20 protein-coding genes and 1 pseudogene are annotated in these 19,752 nt (G+C 44.2%); 11 read left to right on the top strand and 10 right to left on the bottom strand.

All coding sequences use genetic code 11. The annotated features are described in order from the left end of the window. Positions 1 to 4: 4 nt before the first annotated feature. Together L6472_RS06715 and L6472_RS06710 are read left to right on the top strand one after the other, a co-directional pair. Positions 5 to 1,261, top strand: a complete 1,257-nt coding sequence (locus tag L6472_RS06715) for a rhamnogalacturonan acetylesterase (protein ID WP_237803674.1) — start codon at positions 5 to 7, stop codon at positions 1,259 to 1,261. Next, positions 1,261 to 3,822: a glycosyl hydrolase gene (locus L6472_RS06710; RefSeq protein ID WP_237803673.1), complete on the top strand. Its 2,562-nt coding sequence runs from the start codon at positions 1,261 to 1,263 to the stop codon at positions 3,820 to 3,822. Before L6472_RS06715 ends, L6472_RS06710 begins: the two co-directional genes overlap by 1 nt. On the opposite strand, the gene L6472_RS06705 is transcribed toward L6472_RS06710, so the two are convergent. Both L6472_RS06705 and L6472_RS06700 read right to left on the bottom strand, forming a co-directional pair. Further along, entirely contained in the window at positions 3,808 to 4,569 is a 762-nt protein-coding gene (locus tag L6472_RS06705; protein WP_237803672.1) for a nitrilase-related carbon-nitrogen hydrolase, read from the bottom strand. The genes L6472_RS06710 and L6472_RS06705 overlap by 15 nt on opposite strands. After that, positions 4,566 to 5,243 (bottom strand): tRNA1(Val) (adenine(37)-N6)-methyltransferase, encoded by a 678-nt coding sequence (locus tag L6472_RS06700; protein WP_237803670.1) that lies wholly within the window; start codon positions 5,241 to 5,243, stop codon positions 4,566 to 4,568. The genes L6472_RS06705 and L6472_RS06700 overlap by 4 nt, the downstream gene beginning before the upstream one ends. Positions 5,244 to 5,353: 110 nt before the next feature. On the opposite strand from L6472_RS06700, the gene lon reads away from it, so the two are divergent. The 9 genes and pseudogenes from lon (at position 5,354) to L6472_RS06655 (ending at position 14,718) form a co-directional block, all read left to right on the top strand. Then, positions 5,354 to 7,801 carry an endopeptidase La gene (lon, locus tag L6472_RS06695; RefSeq protein ID WP_370640910.1) on the top strand — a complete coding sequence of 816 codons (2,448 nt, stop codon included), beginning with the start codon at positions 5,354 to 5,356 and terminating at the stop codon, positions 7,799 to 7,801. 5 nt (positions 7,802 to 7,806) lie between these two features. Further along, positions 7,807 to 8,934 (top strand): tRNA guanosine(34) transglycosylase Tgt, encoded by a 1,128-nt coding sequence (gene tgt / locus L6472_RS06690; RefSeq protein ID WP_237807940.1) that lies wholly within the window; start codon positions 7,807 to 7,809, stop codon positions 8,932 to 8,934. Next, positions 8,931 to 10,061, top strand: a complete 1,131-nt coding sequence (locus L6472_RS06685) for an LptF/LptG family permease (RefSeq protein ID WP_237807938.1) — start codon at positions 8,931 to 8,933, stop codon at positions 10,059 to 10,061. The genes tgt and L6472_RS06685 overlap by 4 nt, the downstream gene beginning before the upstream one ends. Before the next feature lie 2 nt (positions 10,062 to 10,063). Further along, positions 10,064 to 11,359 (top strand): annotated as a pseudogene (locus L6472_RS06680) (DEAD/DEAH box helicase); the annotation flags it as partial. A gap of 88 nt (positions 11,360 to 11,447) precedes the next feature. Continuing rightward, positions 11,448 to 11,765 (top strand): T9SS type A sorting domain-containing protein, encoded by a 318-nt coding sequence (locus tag L6472_RS06675; protein WP_237807936.1) that lies wholly within the window; start codon positions 11,448 to 11,450, stop codon positions 11,763 to 11,765. A gap of 56 nt (positions 11,766 to 11,821) precedes the next feature. Next, positions 11,822 to 13,288, top strand: a complete 1,467-nt coding sequence (locus tag L6472_RS06670) for a L,D-transpeptidase family protein (RefSeq protein ID WP_237807934.1) — start codon at positions 11,822 to 11,824, stop codon at positions 13,286 to 13,288. Between the two features lie 18 nt (positions 13,289 to 13,306). Then, positions 13,307 to 13,858 carry an RNA polymerase sigma factor gene (locus L6472_RS06665; protein ID WP_237807932.1) on the top strand — a complete coding sequence of 184 codons (552 nt, stop codon included), beginning with the start codon at positions 13,307 to 13,309 and terminating at the stop codon, positions 13,856 to 13,858. A 44-nt stretch (positions 13,859 to 13,902) separates the two neighbouring features. Beyond that, positions 13,903 to 14,253, top strand: coding sequence for a hypothetical protein (locus tag L6472_RS06660; RefSeq protein WP_237807931.1), 351 nt, complete (start codon positions 13,903 to 13,905; stop codon positions 14,251 to 14,253). Between the two features lie 21 nt (positions 14,254 to 14,274). Beyond that, positions 14,275 to 14,718: a hypothetical protein gene (locus tag L6472_RS06655; protein WP_237807929.1), complete on the top strand. Its 444-nt coding sequence runs from the start codon at positions 14,275 to 14,277 to the stop codon at positions 14,716 to 14,718. Here the strand turns inward: L6472_RS06655 and L6472_RS06650 are convergent. Genes L6472_RS06650 through L6472_RS06615 form a run of 8 tightly spaced genes read right to left on the bottom strand, consistent with a single transcriptional unit; the run spans position 14,715 to position 19,750 of the window. Continuing rightward, on the bottom strand, positions 14,715 to 15,155 hold the full coding sequence (locus L6472_RS06650) for a DUF3256 family protein (RefSeq protein ID WP_237807927.1): 441 nt from the start codon (positions 15,153 to 15,155) through the stop codon (positions 14,715 to 14,717). The genes L6472_RS06655 and L6472_RS06650 overlap by 4 nt on opposite strands. A 4-nt stretch (positions 15,156 to 15,159) precedes the next feature. After that, positions 15,160 to 15,879, bottom strand: a complete 720-nt coding sequence (locus L6472_RS06645; protein ID WP_237807925.1) for a 16S rRNA (uracil(1498)-N(3))-methyltransferase — start codon at positions 15,877 to 15,879, stop codon at positions 15,160 to 15,162. Further along, complete coding sequence (locus tag L6472_RS06640) at positions 15,879 to 16,409, bottom strand: UvrB/UvrC motif-containing protein (protein WP_237807924.1); 531 nt, start codon at positions 16,407 to 16,409, stop codon at positions 15,879 to 15,881. Before L6472_RS06640 ends, L6472_RS06645 begins: the two co-directional genes overlap by 1 nt. A 3-nt stretch (positions 16,410 to 16,412) precedes the next feature. After that, on the bottom strand, positions 16,413 to 17,723 hold the full coding sequence (locus tag L6472_RS06635) for an MFS transporter (protein ID WP_237807923.1): 1,311 nt from the start codon (positions 17,721 to 17,723) through the stop codon (positions 16,413 to 16,415). Between the two features lie 22 nt (positions 17,724 to 17,745). Continuing rightward, on the bottom strand, positions 17,746 to 17,964 hold the full coding sequence (locus L6472_RS06630) for a hypothetical protein (RefSeq protein WP_237807922.1): 219 nt from the start codon (positions 17,962 to 17,964) through the stop codon (positions 17,746 to 17,748). Next, entirely contained in the window at positions 17,921 to 18,745 is an 825-nt protein-coding gene (locus L6472_RS06625) for a DUF4296 domain-containing protein (RefSeq protein WP_237807921.1), read from the bottom strand. The genes L6472_RS06630 and L6472_RS06625 overlap by 44 nt, the downstream gene beginning before the upstream one ends. Further along, entirely contained in the window at positions 18,735 to 19,367 is a 633-nt protein-coding gene (locus tag L6472_RS06620; protein WP_255777110.1) for a lipoprotein signal peptidase, read from the bottom strand. The genes L6472_RS06625 and L6472_RS06620 overlap by 11 nt, the downstream gene beginning before the upstream one ends. Further along, positions 19,364 to 19,750, bottom strand: coding sequence for a TraR/DksA family transcriptional regulator (locus L6472_RS06615; RefSeq protein WP_237807919.1), 387 nt, complete (start codon positions 19,748 to 19,750; stop codon positions 19,364 to 19,366). Before L6472_RS06615 ends, L6472_RS06620 begins: the two co-directional genes overlap by 4 nt. Positions 19,751 to 19,752: the final 2 nt, after the last annotated feature.

Below are 19,752 nucleotides of genomic sequence, written 5' to 3'. Positions count from 1 at the left end.
CAAGATGAAACATATCTACTTAAACACTTTAACAATGATTGCAGCTTTGTTGTCTGCAACAGAAGCTACAAAAGCTCAATCTTTTGATTTTGATCTGGCAAAGCCACAACCCGTCTATACGAATGAGAAAGGTTTAGGCTATGACCTTCTACCGGCACCCGACAAGAAGCATCCGGCAGAGCCGTTCTACTTCAGCGTGAAAGTGCCAGACGGAAACTACTTGGTGACGGTGACCTTGGGTGGCAAGAAGAACAGCAACACCACCCTGAGAGCCGAAGGAAGACGACTGATGATGGACAGTATCACCACCAACAAGGCGAAAGAAACACGCGTCGTGTCGTTTGTGGTGAACAAACGCTCGCCACAGATTGACGAAAAGCGTCGTGTGAAGATCAAGGACCGCGAGAAAGACTATCTGGCCTGGGACGACAAACTGACGCTGGAAGTCAACGGCACAAATCCTGCCGTCAAGCGCATTCACATCGAACCCGCCAATGTGCCTACGCTATACTTGTGTGGCAACTCTACGGTCGTGGATCAGAACTTCGAACCTTGGGCTTCGTGGGGACAGATGATCACACGCTGGTTTAACGATGGCGTGGCTGTTTCGAATCATGCCGAGAGCGGACTCACCGCCCGTACATTCATCGACTCTTACAGATTGGAGAAAATACTCTCTACGCTGAAGGCAGGCGACTATGTCTTTGTAGAGTTCGGCCACAACGATGAAAAGGAAAAGCGAGCAGGCGATGGTGCATGGTATCACTATCAGTATCAGCTGAAAATTTTCGTTGATAAGGTGCGCGACAAAGGTGCAGAGATTGTTTTCTGCACTCCGACACAGCGCCGATTCTTTGAAAAAGACAACAAAACCATACGCAACACGCATGGCGATTTTCCCGCTGCCATGAAAATGGTTGCTGAATTGGAGAAGGTGCCCGTCATAGATCTCAACGCCATGACCAAGACCCTTTTCGAGACCATGGGCTTTGAAGGCTCTAAACGACTGTTAGTTCATTATCCTGCTAATACATTCCCTAACCAGCCCGAGGCGCTGGCAGACAACACACACTTCAATACCTTTGGAGCATATGAAGTGGCTAAATGTGTTATCATGGGCATCAAGGCTCTGAATCTTCCTCTGGTGCAGCATCTACGTGATGACTGGAATGACTTTACCCCCGAACAACCAGATGACTGGAAGTCGTTTAACTGGGCACCTGCAAAGATTTCAGAATTGACAAAACCTGACGGAAACTAATGAAAAAGACATTACTATTATTTGCATCTACCCTGTTATCTGCATCTGTGATGGCGCAATCTTGGCCCACACAAACTGCAGAGACCAAGGCTGGCACTCGTTGGTGGTGGCTTGGATCGGCCGTTGACAAGGAGAACCTGAAGTGGAACCTTCACGAATATGCCAAACATGGCATCGGTGCCGTCGAGATAACCCCGCTCTATGGTGTTCAAGGTAACGAGAAGAACAACATTCCCTACCTCTCCGAGAGGTGGATGGAGATGTTGCAATACACGGGACAACAGGCCGAACGAAACGGTATCGAACTGGATATGGCGACCGGTACTGGATGGCCTTTCGGCGGGCCGTGGGTGCCACTTGAGGAAAGTGCCTGCCGGGCGGTATTTGTAGAGAATGCTATTGACGGTCAAACGACCATAGATATCCCGCCCTCGGAAAAGGATTCAAAGAATGCATTCCTGCATAAGGTGATGCTCTACAGACCCGATGGTACAGCTACAGACGTAACTGACCAGATCGAGCACAATAGGTTGCAGTTAAAGAAAAACCAGCTTGGGGCCGAAAAGGTCATCGCATTATTTATTAAATATGGTGTGATGAAAGTGAAACGTGCGGCTCCTGGGGGCGAAGGATTAGTAATAGACCACTTCGATCGTCAAGCTGTGGCCCACTATCTGAAACATATCGAGAAAGCCTTCGAGCAAACAAAGACACCCTACCCTCACACCTTTTTCAACGATAGTTATGAGGTGGCTGATGCGACATGGACGCCCTCATTGCTCCAAGAGTTTGAAAAGCGCAGAGGCTACAAGCTGGAAGAACACTTGCCAGAACTGATTGCCTACGAGTCCAAGGTGCTATCTGACTATCGCGAGACGCTGGGCGAACTGTTACTGGAGAACTTCACCGAGCAATGGACAGCGTGGGCACATGCTCATGGTGCCATCACCCGCAATCAGGCACACGGTTCTCCAGCCAACCTGATTGACTGTTATGCAGCAGTGGACATTCCCGAGATCGAAGGATTCGGACTGTCTGACTTTGGCATCAAGGGACTGCGTCAGGATCCTGGCAAGACGCGCAAGAACGATTCAGACTTCTCTATGCTGAAATATGCGCCTTCTGCGGCACACATCTGCGGCAAGCCCTTCACATCGAGCGAGACATTTACTTGGCTGACGGAACACTTTCGCACGTCGTTGTCGCAGTTGAAACCCGACATCGACCTGATGTTCTGTGCCGGCGTCAACCACATGTTTTTCCACGGCACCTGCTATTCGCCAAAAGACGACGAGTGGCCAGGATGGAAATTCTATGCCTCAATCGACATGTCACCAACCAACAGCATTTGGCGTGATGCCCCGTTCTTCATGGACTATGTGTCAAGATGTCAGAATTTCCTGCAATGGGGTGAACCAGACAACGACTTCCTGGTGTATCTTCCCGTTAGGGATATGTGGAAGAAAAACATCAACAAGTTGCTCATGCAATTCTCAATCCATGCCATGGGTCAACTGGCTCCAGAGTTTATTCAAAGTATTCTCGCCATCGAAAAGGCTGGCTACGACTGTGATTACATTAGCGACAAGCTGCTGTCTAAAGTCACCGTCAAAGGTCAACAACTTGTCACCGAGGCTGGTACGCAATACAAAGCCATCATCATTCCTACGGGGACAACCATCACATCTGAGCTAAAGCGCGAGTTGGAGCGTCTGTCGCCGTATATTATCTATGGTGAAGACACACAGAAGATGGCGCAATATGCAAGACCTGAACAAATGAAGACGTTATGCGGATTGAAACTGATCAGACGCAAGAATGCCAACGGCTATCATTATTTCATAGCCAATTTAACGCCTCATGATGTTGAGGAAGACGTGAAACTGGCCGTACCCTTCAAAGACGCGAAATGGTTTAACCCAATGAATGGCGAAATAACGGATGCCGATATCAACGACAACGGCATCGTGATGCGCCTGCATAGCGGCGAATCGATGATACTTCAAGTTTTCAGCTCACCACTTGAGGTGAAAGTAAAGTCTTGTTCAGGCAAGGCCAAACAAGATAATATCGAGATTGACGGAAAGTGGACACTTACCTTCACAGAGGAAACACCCCAAATGAACAAAACCTATCAACTCGACAAGTTGCAGACATGGGAGAACCTTGACGACCAGACGCGCACGCTGATGGGTACAGGAGTTTACACCACCAGTTTCGACCTGACCAAGAAACAGTCGGATGCTGACTGGTATATCGACTTAGGCGACGTAAGAGAATCTGCCCGTGTATATATCAACGGTCAGTTTGTTGGCTGTGCATGGGCCGTTCCTTTTGTACTCGACACCAAAGGAAAACTGAAAGCCGGACATAACGAACTGCGCATTGAAGTCACCAACCTACCAGCCAATCGCATTAGCGAACTGGACAGACAGGGCGTGAAATGGCGCAAAATGGAAGAAATCAATGTCGTTGACATCAACTATAAGAAGACATTATACGACAAATGGGAACCCGTAAAGAGCGGCTTAGCCAGTAAGGTAAGACTAATATGTAAATAAGTCGCGGTCATCCAAAACCCTGAAACGACTACGTATCTTCTGTAGGTTGTCCAACGATAGCTCAGCAGAAGATACGTTTTCTTTATCCTTGGCGTCAACCAATATCCGGCCTAAAGGATCAATCACAGCACTGCCGCCATCGTAAATGCACGTTTCATCGCTGCCCACACGGTTTACGCCAATTACGTAACACTGATTCTCAATGGCCCGAGCTTTGAGAAGGACATCCCATGCAAGTCGTCGAGACGAAGGCCAATTAGCAACATAAACAATAGCATCGTATTCGCCAGCACGTCCGTAACGTGAGAAACAAGGGAAACGGAGATCGTAGCACGTCTGCAACAACAAACGAAAATCCTTGTACTTCACAATGACAGGAACATCGCCATGCTGATAGTTTAGGTCCTCTTTACCATGACTAAACAAGTGCTTTTTGTCATAAAAGAAGCTGCTATTCTTGGTCACGAAATAATGTCTGTTACGATAACTTCCATCTGCCAGTGAGACAGCCAAACTGCCACAGATGGCACAATCCTTTTCGAATGCCATCTCACGCATCCACTGCAATGAAGTAGAAGTTGATTCAGACTCTGCAACACCTTGCGGCTTAATCACAAATCCTGTTGACCACATTTCAGGCAGAACATACATATCTGCTTCGACATCACGCATGTATTGTGAGGCACGAGCAATGTTTTGACGAACATCACACCACTGAGAATCTAATTGTATCAGTGCAACTTTCATAAGTAAAATTCGTTTACCAGTTCTTGATATAATTCAGATCCTATCACTATCTCTTCTCGTTGCAGCCCTACAGCCTTCTTACAGAATTCTAAGAGATAGCGCTTGACGGGTTTTCGAAGCGATGTCTTCACTGCACATACTCTTGATATAAAGAATCCGGCAAGGTATGCTTCAGTCTCTAACTTCGACCGATGGTCGGCAGGTATAACGACAGAGAAATGTCCGTCTTCCGACAACAAATTGTAGGCGCCCGTCATCAATTCTCGATACGACAAAGACGATGTGTGTCTTGCAGCTGTGCGCTGCACATCTGGCGACTCCAACGCCTGATCGAAGAATGGCGGATTAGACACAATGGCGTCGAACTGTTGTCCACCAATACCTTGACAGAAGTCTTGATGTATGACTGCGATCCGATCTGCAAAAGGCGATGCAGCCACATTCTCCAGCGCCTGCCCGAAAGCTTGCTCGTCAATCTCAACACCCGAAATTTGCGCATTAGGAAACCGCTGAGCCATCATCAGTGCTATCAGCCCCGTACCAGTGCCAATGTCAAGTATCTGTTTTCCACCCCTTGCCCAAGCCCCAAGCAAGGTGCCGTCTGTTCCCACCTTCATGGCGCATCGCCCTTGAAAGATGATAAACCGCTTAAACCGAAAGAAGTCGTTTGCCATAATTAACGCCGCAAAGTTATACATTTTTTGTTAATTATCAATGAAGCTTTCGAAATTATCAATTAAATTTAGTACCTTTGCACTTCAAAATGATACAGATAAAAATAAACATGAGCGATAATCAGCAAAACAAGCCCTTTTCAATGATCGCAGATATAGAAGGGGACTTTATGGATTTGACAAATATTGAAACCCCCAACGAGGTACCCATACTTGCCGTTAGAAACATGGTTTTGTTTCCTGGTGTAGTATCGCCGATACTGATTGGCAGAGAATCAAGTTTGAAACTCATCAAGAAAGCCGAAAAGACGAATGGCGTTATCGGTGTGGTCAGCCAGCGTGACCCAGAGGTGGAAGAACCAACGATGGAAGACCTGTACGAATATGGCGTATATGCACGAGTGGTGAAACAGCTGACGCTGCCCAATGGTTCGGTAACGGTTATCATGCAGGGCTTAGGCCGTCTGAGACTGTATGACATCATTAAAGACACGCCCTACTTGATTGGTTATACGAAGCAAGCACCAGAGATTCAGCCAGACAAGCGCGATCGCGAGTGGAAAACCGCTATGGACGATTTGCGCAAAATGACCAGCGAATATATCTCGGTGACGGAAGAAATTCCCGATGACTTCTCTTTTGCAATACAAAACATTCGCAATGATGTGATGGCATTGAACTTCGTCTGCTCCAACATGCCGTTCGGAACCAAAGAGAAAATGACTCTTCTTGAAGCCGAGTCAATGAAAGAACGTCTGTTTGGCACGATGAAGGCGATGAACAGAGAAATCAATCTGCAGAATCTGAAAGCTGACATCAGAAACAAGACCCGCGAAGATCTGGACGAACAGCAGAAAAACTATTTCCTGCAGCAGCAGATCAAGAACCTACAGGCAGAGATGGGTAACGAGCAGTCGCCAGAGAAAAGTGAGTTGATAAAGAAGGCCAAAAAGAAGAAATGGTCTGAAGAGATACAGAAAATCTTCAATAAGGAGTTGAGCAAACTGGACACGCTCTCGACGCAAAGTCCTGACTACAACGTGCAGCTCAACTACCTTCAGACGTTCGTTTCACTCCCTTGGGGCGAATATACTGAAGACGACCTGAACCTTCAGCGTGCTCACAAGATTCTGGACCACGACCATTATGGTATGGAAAAAGTGAAGGAGCGCATCCTTGAATATATGGCAGTGTTGTCGCTTCGTGGTGACTTGAAGTCGCCCATCCTGTGTCTCTATGGCCCTCCAGGCGTTGGTAAGACTTCGCTCGGCAAATCAATTGCCGAAGCCATGAAACGTAAATACGTTCGTGTCTCGCTGGGTGGTCTTCATGACGAAGCTGAGATTAGAGGTCATCGCCGTACCTATGTCGGCGCCATGCCCGGACGAATCATCAAGAGCATTCAGAAGGCTGGCAGCTCTAACCCCGTCTTCATACTGGACGAGATTGACAAAGTGACTCAGAACACCATTAACGGTGACCCTGCTTCTGCACTGCTCGAGGTGCTTGACCCAGAACAAAACACAGCTTTTCACGATAACTTCTTGGATGTGGACTACGACTTGTCGAAAGTGCTGTTCATCGCAACGGCCAACAATCTAAGCACGATTCCCCGCCCTCTGCTGGACCGAATGGAAATCATTGAGGTCAGTGGCTATATCACAGAAGAGAAAATAGAAATTGCCAAGCGCCACTTGATTCCCCGCGAACTGGACAACACGGGTCTGCAGACCCTGCCTGAAAAGCCCAAATTCAACAAGGCTGCCATTGAAAAAATCATTGAGCAGTACACGAGAGAGAGCGGCGTCAGACAGTTGGAGAAGCAAATCAACAAGGCGATGCGCAAGTTGGCCTTCAAACGCCAGATGGAGAACGCGGAGCAGAACTGGAAGATAACTCCCGACTCACTGGAGGATTTGCTGGGCAAACCACCTTTCTACCGCGACATCTATCAGGGTAACGACTATGCTGGTGTCGTTACGGGCTTGGCTTGGACCAGCGTCGGCGGCGAGATTCTGTTCATCGAGACTTCGCTCAGCAAAGGCAAAGGTTCAAAACTGACACTGACCGGAAACCTTGGCGACGTCATGAAAGAATCGGCAGTGTTGGCTTTGGAATATGTCAAGGCGCATGCCGACACGCTCAAGATTGATTATCGCATCTTCGACAATTGGAACATCCATATTCATGTGCCCGAAGGTGCAACGCCTAAAGATGGGCCTTCGGCAGGTATTACCATTGCTACCTCTATCGCTTCGGCACTGACACAACGCAAGGTGCGCAAGAACACGGCCATGACCGGCGAGATTACCCTGCGCGGAAAGGTTCTGCCCGTGGGCGGTATCAAGGAGAAGATACTGGCAGCCAAGCGCGCCGGCATCACAGACATCGTGATGTGTAAGGAAAACGAGAAAGACATCTTAGAGATTCCCGACATGTACCTGAAGGGTGTCAGCTTCCACTACGTAGAAAATGTTCAGGACGTCTGGAACTTCGCCCTGACCGATGAAATAGTGGAGCACCCGCTGACATTCAAGATTGAAGAAAAAGAACAATAAGAGACATGACGTTTGAACTACAACATACAGATCCTTATAGTGACGCACGTGCAGGTGTGATAACAACGGATCACGGACAAATAAAGACACCTATCTTTATGCCTGTAGGCACGTGTGGTAGCGTGAAAGGTGTTCACTTCTCAGAACTCCGTGAACAGGTGAAGGCACAAATCATTTTGGGCAACACTTATCACTTATACCTGCGTCCCGGATTGGACACCTTGAAAAAGGCTGGCGGACTTCACCGCTTCAATACTTGGAATCGTCCGATACTGACAGACTCTGGCGGTTTTCAGGTGTTCTCGCTGACAGGAATCCGCAAACTGAGAGAGGAAGGATGCGAGTTTCGTTCACACATAGATGGCTCAAAGCACTTCTTCACGCCAGAGAATGTGATGGACACAGAGCGAATCATCGGTGCTGACATCATGATGGCTTTCGACGAATGTCCACCAGGACAAAGCGACTATCAGTATGCGAAGAAAAGTCTGGGACTGACACAACGTTGGTTGGACCGCTGCATCAAGCGATTCAACGAAACAGAACCCATCTACGGACACCAGCAAAGTTTGTTCCCTATTGTGCAAGGCTGTACGTTTAGGGATCTACGTCAAGAAGCTGCAAAGCATGTGGCAGACAAAGGAGCCGATGGAAATGCAATCGGTGGATTAGCTGTTGGCGAACCCACAGAGGTGATGTACGACATGATTGAGGTGGTGAACGCCATACTGCCTAAAGACAAGCCACGCTACTTGATGGGCGTAGGAACACCACAGAATATACTGGAAGGTATAGAACGTGGCGTTGATATGTTTGACTGTGTCATGCCGACCCGCAACGGTCGCAATGCCATGCTATTTACTTATGAAGGAACGATCAACATTCGTAACAAAAAATGGGAACAGGACTTCTCGCCCATTGACCCTGACGGATGCGACATTGACCGACTTCACAGCAAGGCCTACCTGCACCACCTCTTTAAAGCACAAGAACTGTTGGCCATGCAGATAGCATCGATCCATAACCTCGCCTTCTATCTGCGACTGGTGACTGATGCGAGAAAGCATATTGAACAAGGGGACTTCTCGATGTGGAAACGTTCGGTAATTGATAATTTAGGACGTAGGGTATGAAGATACACAAGTTGAAGATTCAAAATCCTGCCAAACTATTACTGACACGCATCGACAGGTATATCATCTCAAAGTTTATTGGAACCTATATCTATTCCATCTTCTTGATTATATCTATCTCCATCGTGTTTGATTTCAATGAGAACCTTGCTAAGTTCTCTAATAATCATGCGCCATGGAAGGCCATTATCTTCGACTATTATGCCAACTTCATCCCCTACTATGCCAGTCTTTTCTCACCGCTGTTTGTGTTCATAGCCGTCATATTCTTTACGTCGAAATTGGCCGGCAACTCTGAGATTATAGCCATGTTGGCTTCAGGCACAAGTTTCAAAAGACTCTTGAGGCCCTACCTGATCTCGGCAGCGATCATCGCAGGACTGAATTTCTATTTGTCGGCATTCCTCATTCCCAAAGGAAATGTGGTAAGGCAGAACTTTGAAACTCAGTATAAAAACAAGCGTAAAACCACCTCGGCAGTGAATGTGCAACTTCAAGTAGGGCCAGGCGTCATCGCGTTTATGCAGTCGTATGACAACCTGACGAAACGAGGTTATGGTTTTACACTTGACAAGTTTGAAGACAAAAAGCTGGTGAGTCACATGACGGCAAACGTGATTCAGTATGATACCATCAGCGACTCACGCTATCAGTGGAAAGCAATCAACTATAAAATAAGGACACTCAAAGGATTGCGCGAGCATATCACCACGGGGACAGAAATGGATACAACCATCATTATGGAACCGATGGACTTGGTGTACTCAAAAGGACAGCAAGAAACATTCACTTCGCCCGAGCTCAAACGCTACATTAACAAGCAGCAAGAGCGTGGCTCAGTCAATGTGGTTCAGTATGAAGTGGAATACCACAAACGTATAGCAACATCCTTCGCTTCATTCATCCTGACAATCATTGGAGCATCGCTATCATCAAGAAAGCGGAAAGGTGGTATGGGATTATATCTGGGAATAGGTCTTGGACTATCGTTCTCATATATCCTGCTACAAACCGTCAGTTCTACATTTGCCATCAATGCCAGCGCTCCTCCCATTCTGGCTGTATGGATTCCCAACATATTGTATGCACTAATCGCCTATTACTGTTATAGGCAAGCACCTAATTGATTATGACATTTGAAGAAACATATTTAAACGACAACATTCTCGACGCACTCTATGACATGCACTTTGACGAAATGACTCCTATACAGGAAAAGTGCATTCCAGAAATACTTGACGGACACGACGTATTAGGTGTCGCACAAACTGGCACAGGAAAAACGGCAGCCTATCTGCTACCCATACTCAGTATGCTTGACGATGGTGGATTCCCTGATGATGCCATTAATTGTATCATTATGTCTCCGACTCGCGAATTGGCGCAACAGATAGACCAAGCCATGGAAGGTTTCAGCTACTACCTTGACAATGTGTCATCTATCGCAGTTTATGGCGGCAATGACGGCTCGCGTTTTGACCAAGAAATCAAGAGTCTTCGTGGTGGTGCACCGGTCGTAATTGCAACACCGGGAAGACTCCTAAGTCATCTAAAGGTTGGAAATCTTGATTTATCAAAAACATCGTTCTTTGTGCTAGACGAAGCTGACCGTATGTTGGACATGGGTTTTTCGGAGGACATCATGCAGATCAACAAGTTGCTTCCCCAAAATTGTCAGAAGGTCATGTTCTCGGCAACCATGCCCGCAAAAATTCGAGAATTAGCCGTATCACTTCTTAAAAATCCGGTAGAGGTGAAGCTAAAAGTGAGCAAGCCAGCCGAAAAGATTAAGCAGTCTGCTTATGTTTGCTACGATCCTCAGAAAGTGAAAATCATCGAGCATCTCTTCAAACTGGGAGGCTTTAAGCGTGTCATCATCTTTTGCGGAAAGAAAGAACGTGTGAAAGAAATCAATCGCACGCTTCAAAAAATGAAAATCAACTGTGCACCGATGCACTCTGACCTTAGCCAGGCAGAGAGAGATGAAGTCATGTATCAGTTCAAGGCTGGGCAGATAGATGTGTTGGTTGCCACAGACATAGTAAGTCGTGGAATAGATATCGACGACATTCAGACCGTTATTAATTTTGACGTGCCTAATGATGCCGAAGACTATGTTCACCGTATAGGCCGCACAGCTCGAGCTGACCGCGATGGAGTTGCAATCACCTTTGTCAACGAAAAGGACATGAGGCAGTTCCAGCAAATCGAGAGATTCTTGGAAAAAGATGTAGAGAAAAACGCTATTCCTGAAGGGCTCGGTGAGGGACCGGAATACAAGATTGTCAAAGAAGACAAGCGCACTGGCAAAAGCAGGAAAGGGCGACACAACTACAAGAGAAATAAAGGAAGAGACAATGGGAAAGTGGTCAGGAAAGATAACAGAAAAGAACACCACAAGAGACCACAAGAACACAAGAATAAAAGTGAAAAGAAATAGTTTTTTCACTTTTTTCTTGGAATTTTCAAATATTATTCCTACATTTGCAGCAATTATTAAATGAAGATTGTCTATGCGAAGAAAATTACTCATACTCTTTTGTGTAACAACGCTTAGTGTAGCTACACCTATCTACGCTATGAATATGGTGTTAGAGATGGGAGTTGCTGAGCAGATTGAGGACAACGCACCTTCGATTATTGTTGAAGGGAAAACTGTCATCATTCAGGGAGCAAATGGAATGACCATGGAAATCGTGTCACTCACAGGTCGTCCTGTTGCACAATATAAAATAGAGAGTTCTTCACAACGTGTACATATTAACAATCTGCAAAAAGGGTGCTACATTATAAAAGTAGGAAAAGTAGTACGCAAAGTCACCGTACAATAACTATATCAAGTATTGTTGTCGTTCTTCTTACAATTGTTGTCTGTGGTTGTAAGAGAATGTTTGTTGACGACACTTATGACAGAATAGCCGAATCGCTGTCTGCAAACTTTGATTCAGCACATATCACATTAGACCAGATACTGATAAACGATAAAGATTCGGTATTATCTTATAAGGAGACCGTCAGGTATTATCAAGATGGTGGAGAATGTTTATGGAGCATTTCACCCGAAGCGCTTGAAAAGAGTGACACTCTGATTAGGCTAATAGGAAAGAAGACCGAAGAAATAGGCTTCAGCAGAAATGCGTTCTTGGTGGACAGCATCTTGGCGGACATTACAAGACTAAAAGAGCAGATTGCCGACTCTTGTTCCACCATATACAGAACAATGGCAAGGCTTGAGTATAATCTGTCAAAATCCTACCTCACCTACGTATCAGGACAGCGTTTCGGTTTTACGAATCCATTAAGACTACACAACAGATTAGATCGAGACAACAATGGTGGCTATCGCCCCCTGTTCGACATTGACATCCAGTTGCCAGATAGTGTCTTTATAAAGGATGCCTTTTCTAAGGCTACCAACGACGACGTGCTGGAATTCTTGGAATCTGTTGAAACAATCAATCCTATTTACACACAACTCAAAGGGGCTTTACAGAATGACAGTCTGAAAGAACATCGGCAGAAACTTCTGTCTAACATGGAAAGATGCCGCTGGCAGATGAAGAACAATCCCCTCAACGAAGAAAAGCATATCTTTGTAAACATACCAGCGCAAACCCTTTGGGCTGTGCAAGCCGATAGTGTTTTGTCTATGAAAATCTGTTGCGGCGCATTTTATACAAAAACACCAATGCTGATAAGCAAAATCAACTTAGTACAGTTCAACCCTGAATGGGGCATCCCGATGAGTATCATCAAAAACGAGGTGAGTGCTCATGCTGGTGATTCTGCCTATTTTGCACGTCATCGCTATTCTATTATTAACAAAGAAGGTGATACCATCAACCCAATTGACATTACCAGTACACAACTGCGAAGTGGCGGTTATCGCATAAGTCAGAAAAGCGGAGCTGGTAATTCTCTTGGAAGAATCATATTTAGATTCCCTAATCATTTCTCTGTATATCTTCACGACACGAATAGCCCGGGAGCATTCCAAAATGAACGGAGAACCATCTCGCATGGATGTGTGCGCGTGCAAAAGCCATTTGACCTGACCAGGTTTGTTCTACCCGATTTAGATGAATGGACATTGGACAAGATACGTCTTTCTGTGGACATCAAGCCGGAATCTGAAAAAGGAAAAAGATATCTACAGAACTATCTACAACAACATAGATCTGAAGCAAGAAATATCAGGTTGATCAACTCTCACAGAGTGAATCCTGAGATACCATTATTAATTGGATACTATACTGCGTTGCCCGACCCCAAGACACAGATTATTGAATATTGGCCAGATCGATACGAGTATGACAAGCAAATACTGAAAGCCATTAAACCCCTTCTACCTTAGCACATCAAAAGAAACATAATGGAGCCTTGTAACGACCAACAAATCTGTGATCTCATCAAAGAATCAAATACCAGGAGAAAAGGATTTGAACTGATGGTAAGGCAATATAGTGAAAAACTATATTGGCAAATTCGACGTATCGTGTTAATCCACGAAGACGCAGACGATGTGCTTCAGAATACATTCATCAAAGCCTGGAATTCATTAGATTCTTTTCATGGAGATGCTAAGCTTTACACCTGGCTGTCGAGGATAGCCATCAATGAGGCCTTAGACTTTATGAGGAAGAAGAAGGTGCGTTCAACACTCAGCACAGACGATGCTGATTTAGGAATAGCCAATCAATTGCAGGCGGACCATTATTTCAATGGCGATGAAACGGAAGCACAACTTCAAGAAGCAATAGCACAACTGCCGGATGTGCAAAAAACGGTATTCATGCTGCGCTATTATGAAGAAATGAAATATAGTGAGATTAGCAAGATCACAGGAACTACAGAAGGAGGTCTCAAGGCTTCATATCATATTGCAGTAAAAAAAATAGAAGATTTTTTTAAGCGACATGATTAAACTATTTGCGATTAAAAACATCTATATAAAAAAAATGTACTAATATGCAGAACGAAGGAGTAGATTATATCAGACAGAAGATGGGGAGAAACAATCCCTTCTCCACCCCTGATGGGTATTTTGAACACTTCACGGATAGAATGATGGAAAAACTTCCTGAAAATAATCGCAAGCCTGCTATCATTCGTTATCTGCGACCCCTACTCTATGCTGCCGTTTTTACAGGCGTCATCGTTTTAAGTGCAACATTTTTAATGAAGGACAGTACTGAGCAAACTCAACAACAAATTGCAACCACTACCATCGAATCGTCTGATACATATTTTGATGATGCGGTGGACTATGCGATGGTTGACAACCAAGATATCTACGCTTATCTGTTAGCAGACTTATAAATGAACAAGGGAGGAACGACAATGAAAAAATTAATCCTATTCATCTTTGCTTTTGTTTTTAGTATTAACATACAAGCACAGCAAGCAAAATTCTCACCAGAGAAATTTGAAGCCGAATTGGTGTCATACATTACAAAAGAGGCAAACCTATCTCATCAAGAGGCATCTATATTCTTTCCCATATATAAAGAGATGAGGGAGAAGCAACGCTTGTTGTTTCTTAAACAGAGGTCAATAGCTAAGAAAAAACCTCAAGATGAGAAAGGATGCTTGAAGGCAATTAAGGAAAGAGATCAAATAGATGTTGAGCTGAAAGAACTTCAAAAGGCATATCACGAGAAATTTCTTAAGTCTCTTTCAGCCTCAAAAGTATATGATATATTAAAAGCGGAAGACCGATTCCATAGAAAAATGATGAAGAACTGGGAGAACAATAGGCCAATGAATAAGAGGGCAAAACATTAGTAGTCCTTAAACATCTCTTCGTCTCGCTTCAACACTAAGGTTTTTTCCGTAGTAGTATTAATTAAATGCCAGTTAGGGGTATAAAATGAAACGACAACCTCTATCTGGCTATTTTTATTCATATATGTCTTTCGAACGCATACTTGAAGACTGTCTTTCATCATGAGGCTCATGTCTATACGTAAGGCATCACTCATTCTAATGCTTAGAGAATCGTCGCTTAAGTACGTCATCTCACTGTTTCCATCCAACAGGTTGTTGACTTCAGCTTTCATTCCAGCTTCACGAAAGTCTATCATATCCAAACAATTATTGGTAGTCAGATAAGGCATCAGAGAATCTGGCATCTGCTTAAATAATTCACTAATCTTTTTTGTTTCAGCCTGAATGTTAACAGATAAGCTTAAAAGCAAAGTTAAAAACAAAATCTTCTTCATAATTCTACTGTTTGGATAATTGCATCATCATAATAGCAGACAATCCTGCTGTCTCGGTTCTCAGGCGGCTATCGCCTAAAGTGACAGAAACAAAACCAGCATCAACAGCTCTACGAACCTCATCGATCGAGAAATCACCTTCTGGTCCAATCATCACTAAAGCATCATGATCTTCACATGGTTGGCGTAGCTCATCAAACAAATTTAACCGGGGTACCTCGTCGTAACAATGTGCAATATACCGACGGCCAGATTGATGCGACTGAACGAAATCGTCAAACGAAGTCATTTCATTGATAATGGGTGTCCATGCCTTACGACTTTGCTTGACAGCAGAAATAACGATCTTTTCTATCCGCGGTGTCTTGACGATCTTACGCTCAGAAAACTTACATTTCAATAGAGACAACTCATCGAAACCAATCTCTGTAGCTTTCTCTGCCATCCACTCTATGCGTTCCATCATCTTGGTAGGTGCTATAGCCAGATGAACACGACCTTTCCATGCCCGCTGCTGAGGATAGGATTCTTGAATAGAATAAAGACACCTCTTAGAAGATGCCATTGTCACGATAGCTCTATAAAAGACTCCATTACCATCCATCAGCATCATCTCATCACCAGTTTTAAGTCGAAGTACACGCAACGCATGAACAGCTTCTTCTTCAGGCAATTCACCGACACTATCAGCATTGGGGACATAAAAATAACGTACTTCCTTCATTACTTATCTACTCTTTTGCTTATTTCATCACGTAGCTGAGAAGCCAATTCATAGTTCTCGTCATCAACAGCACGCTGTAAAGCTTGTTTTAATCTGGAAACGTCCATCGTATTGATAGGAATTGCAATACCTTTCGCACCAGCCTCAAACGGGACGCACTGACGTCCCATTAACGTTCCTTCAATATAAAGGGGCGTGTCTGATATCATTGTGAGCAGTATTGCATCACTCATCAGTATTCGTCGCGAGTTACCATATTCATCCATTAATACCACTTGGTATTGACCGTCGTACAAGCCAAATATCATTAGCTCGTATTTATCCTTTAACAGTCCGACCAGCGTCTCCGGTAACATATTATCGCATATCTTCAATTTCTTGACACGCATTGACAACTGGAGAGACATATGTCTGTCACATACAACAGACAAGGCATTCTTTCGTTCCATGTCGGTCAGAATGACAATCGAAACACCATCCCCGCCGACAACTTGTTGAATACTGTCAAACCTGAGTTGAACGCGCTTCATCCTTTACTTCTTCTCTGGATTAAAAACTAATGCGAAACTAACACCAACGACCAAGGCAAAAGCTGCAAAGATGAACCAACACGTTTGCCAATCGCCAAGCAAGTATTTCCCATGCCAAGAACAATAACTGTTCACAATCTCGCCTGCGGCCAACGTACCTACAGTAGCACCAATACCATTGGTCATCATCATAAACAGGCCTTGCGCTGATGCTTTTATCGAAGGTTCGCACTCCTGATCAACAAAGATTCCGCCGGAAACATTGAAGAAGTCGAATGCGACACCATATACAATACATGACAAGATAAACAAGATGACACCAGGCATGGCGGGATTGCCAAGACCGAAGAATCCAAAACGGAAAACCCAGGCAAACATGGACATGAGCATGACTATCTTGATGCCAAATCGTCTTAAAAAGAATGGAATCATCAGAATGCACAAAGCCTCACTAATCTGAGATATAGACGAAAGCAGCGTAGCATTATTGGCAGCAAAAGAATTTGCAATAGTTTCATCGGCACATCCCTTGAAGCTTGTGATAAAAGGACCAGCAAAACCATTTGTCACCTGAAGGCACATGCCAAGCATTGCAGAGAAGATAAAGAACAGAGCCATTTTCTTCTTCTTAAACAATCTAAAGGCACTCAACCCCATGGTTTCTGCCAATGAAGAGTTGGGCTTCTTTTCTAACTTACACTGTGGCAAAGTAAAACAATACAAAAACAGCACCAAGCTCAAGAAACCAGATACGAAAAACTGCATATAGGTGTACTGAAACTTATAGTCATTATCTACAAGACTGAAAAAGAAAGAGCCATCTTCCCACACGGCACAATTAACAAACCACATCGTGGCAATAAAGCCAACGGTTCCGAGAACACGAATGGGTGGGAAGTCTTTGACGGTATCCATTCCGTTATCCTTCAAAATAGTAAAAGCAGATGTATTTGTCAAAGCAATGGTTGGCATAAAGAATGCCACACTAACAGAATACATGGCGATGAAAGCCGACTTATGTTCAATCTCCTGACCAAAACCAGCTTGCACTCCAATCCACCAACATCCCAGCATGGCAGCGCCAGCCATGAAGTGGCACAATCCGAGCAATCTTTGCGGCTGAATATATTTGTCGGCTACAATACCCATCAATGTAGGCATGAATATAGACACAATTCCTTGAATGGCGTAAAACCAGGCTATTTGATTGCCAAGTCCTGCTGTACCAAGATAATTTCCCATACAAGTGAGGTATGCACCCCAAACTGCAAATTCAAGGAAATTCATGATTGCTAAACGTACTTTCATATTCATAAACTATAAGGTTTTTAGTTTGTTATTTCAACTCTTTATTTTCATAGAAAGCCCTCAATAATCCCATCTTGTCGTGTCTGAGATATATTGAACCACTCATCCATTCCGTCTGGGGTTGCTCACCTTTTAAAGGGTAACAGCGCATCACGACCCCATCTTCAAGTTCCACCAGTTGCATTTTCTGACTGGTGGAATCCTCAAAGACTATCTGATGACAGGCTATCTTTCTCAATTTCATCATTCGACTCAAACCTTTGTTGATGGAAACGAACCAACTGAATGTTATCGATAAACAACAAGCGAGTTGTTGTTGAGCGATCTCTGTCTCCCTTAAGGTAGAAGAAACCGCGAATCTGTTTCACATTAGCAGCGTCGTATTCTGGAATATTGAGCTGCGTGAGACCTGAACTGGAAAAATGAATATTACGTGAGATTGTTGTATCATTGTCGTATGTGACAGCCACATAGAGTATGGTATTCTTAGAACCATCCTGGAAGACATAATCACTCATGAAACGCATCAGGAACCGATCTCCTTTTCTATAGGTCGTGTCAGCATCTATCACGAACGACCATTTATCATAAGGTGCAATAGGCATCAGTGATAAGGTTCTTCGTTCTGTCCAAATATTAGCAGTATCACCGTCGTTGTCAAGAGATGAGAATTTTCCAATTTCACCCTCGGAAGCTCCGAGTATCAGGGCTTGATTCTCCAGTCTTTCGGCAACACGTTCATAGATTTCCTGAAATCGATCTGCATTAGTATAATAATAGACCATCGACGAATCGAAATCATCCTGCGTGTATCCATACTTTTGTAATACGGCATTGACATACAAATGCTGCAACACCTCGGAACTTTCTTGATTGTCTTTATCATGAGAAGCCATCGATTTTGCCAGGTGATACTCAACAAGAATATCCTCCAGCTCATCGGGTTGGATGAAACGCTTTGGAACCTTTGGCGTGCATGCGACCAAAAAGAACAAAGCAACCAATAGCAATATCCAATTACGATTCACGTTTGAAAGATATTTGACTAAGCTCCTTACGGTAAAACAATAGCAGCGCAACAACCCCAACAGAGATCGAGGCATCAGCAAAGTTAAACACCGGACTAAAGAAAATAAACTCACTACCACCAACAAATGGGAACCAGTCTGGATAGTTGGTAACAATGAGCGGGAAATAGAACATATCTACCACACGACCCATCAAAAATGATTCATAACCATTGCCAAATCCAACAAACTGGCTGACTTCGTAAGCAGAAGACGCATCAAAGCAAAGACCGTAGAACATACAATCAATAAGATTGCCTGCAGCACCAGCAAGGATCATAGACAAGCAAATCAAATAGCCCCACTTAACTTGCTTTTTACTCTGCATCCAGATATAGTAAGACAAAAATCCAATAGCAATCATACGGAATAGAGACAAAAGCAACTTTGAGCCTATCTGCATACCATACGCCATACCATTGTTTTCAATGAAGGTAATGTAAAACCAGTCGGTCACATGAATACTCTCATGCAGGCACATATGGGTCTTTACCCATACCTTTATGAGCTGATCAATAATTAGAATGGCCATAATGAGGATTATGGCCATTCTGCCTTTTGTTAAATATTTAACTCTGTTCACTTTCTTTTTTTCTCCAACTCTTTAGACTCTACACTGAGCGTTGCATGAGGAACAGCTCTCAGGCGCTCTTTCGGTATCAACTTTCCTGTGATTCTATCAACACCGTAAGTCTTGTTCTCAATTCTTACGAGAGCAGCCTTTAAGCCTTGAATAAATTTCTGTTGGCGTGCGGCAAACTGAATTAGGTCCTCCTTGGACTGTGTTGTGCTACCCTCCTCCAACGCTTTATATGTTGGTGATGTATCATCAACATCATTAGAGTCCTGATTTGTCAAAACGCGCATCATCTGATCATAATCGCGTTTTGCCAATGCCAACTTCTCATTAATTATCTCGCGGAACTCTTCCAGTTCCTCATCCGAGTAACGTGTTTTCTCAGCCATAA

The sequence above is a fragment of the Prevotella sp. E13-17 genome (genome assembly GCF_022024035.1).
Lineage (GTDB): Bacteria > Bacteroidota > Bacteroidia > Bacteroidales > Bacteroidaceae > Prevotella.
Note: the sequence above shows the minus strand (reverse complement) of the source record. Positions and strands in the feature narration are given on the sequence as shown.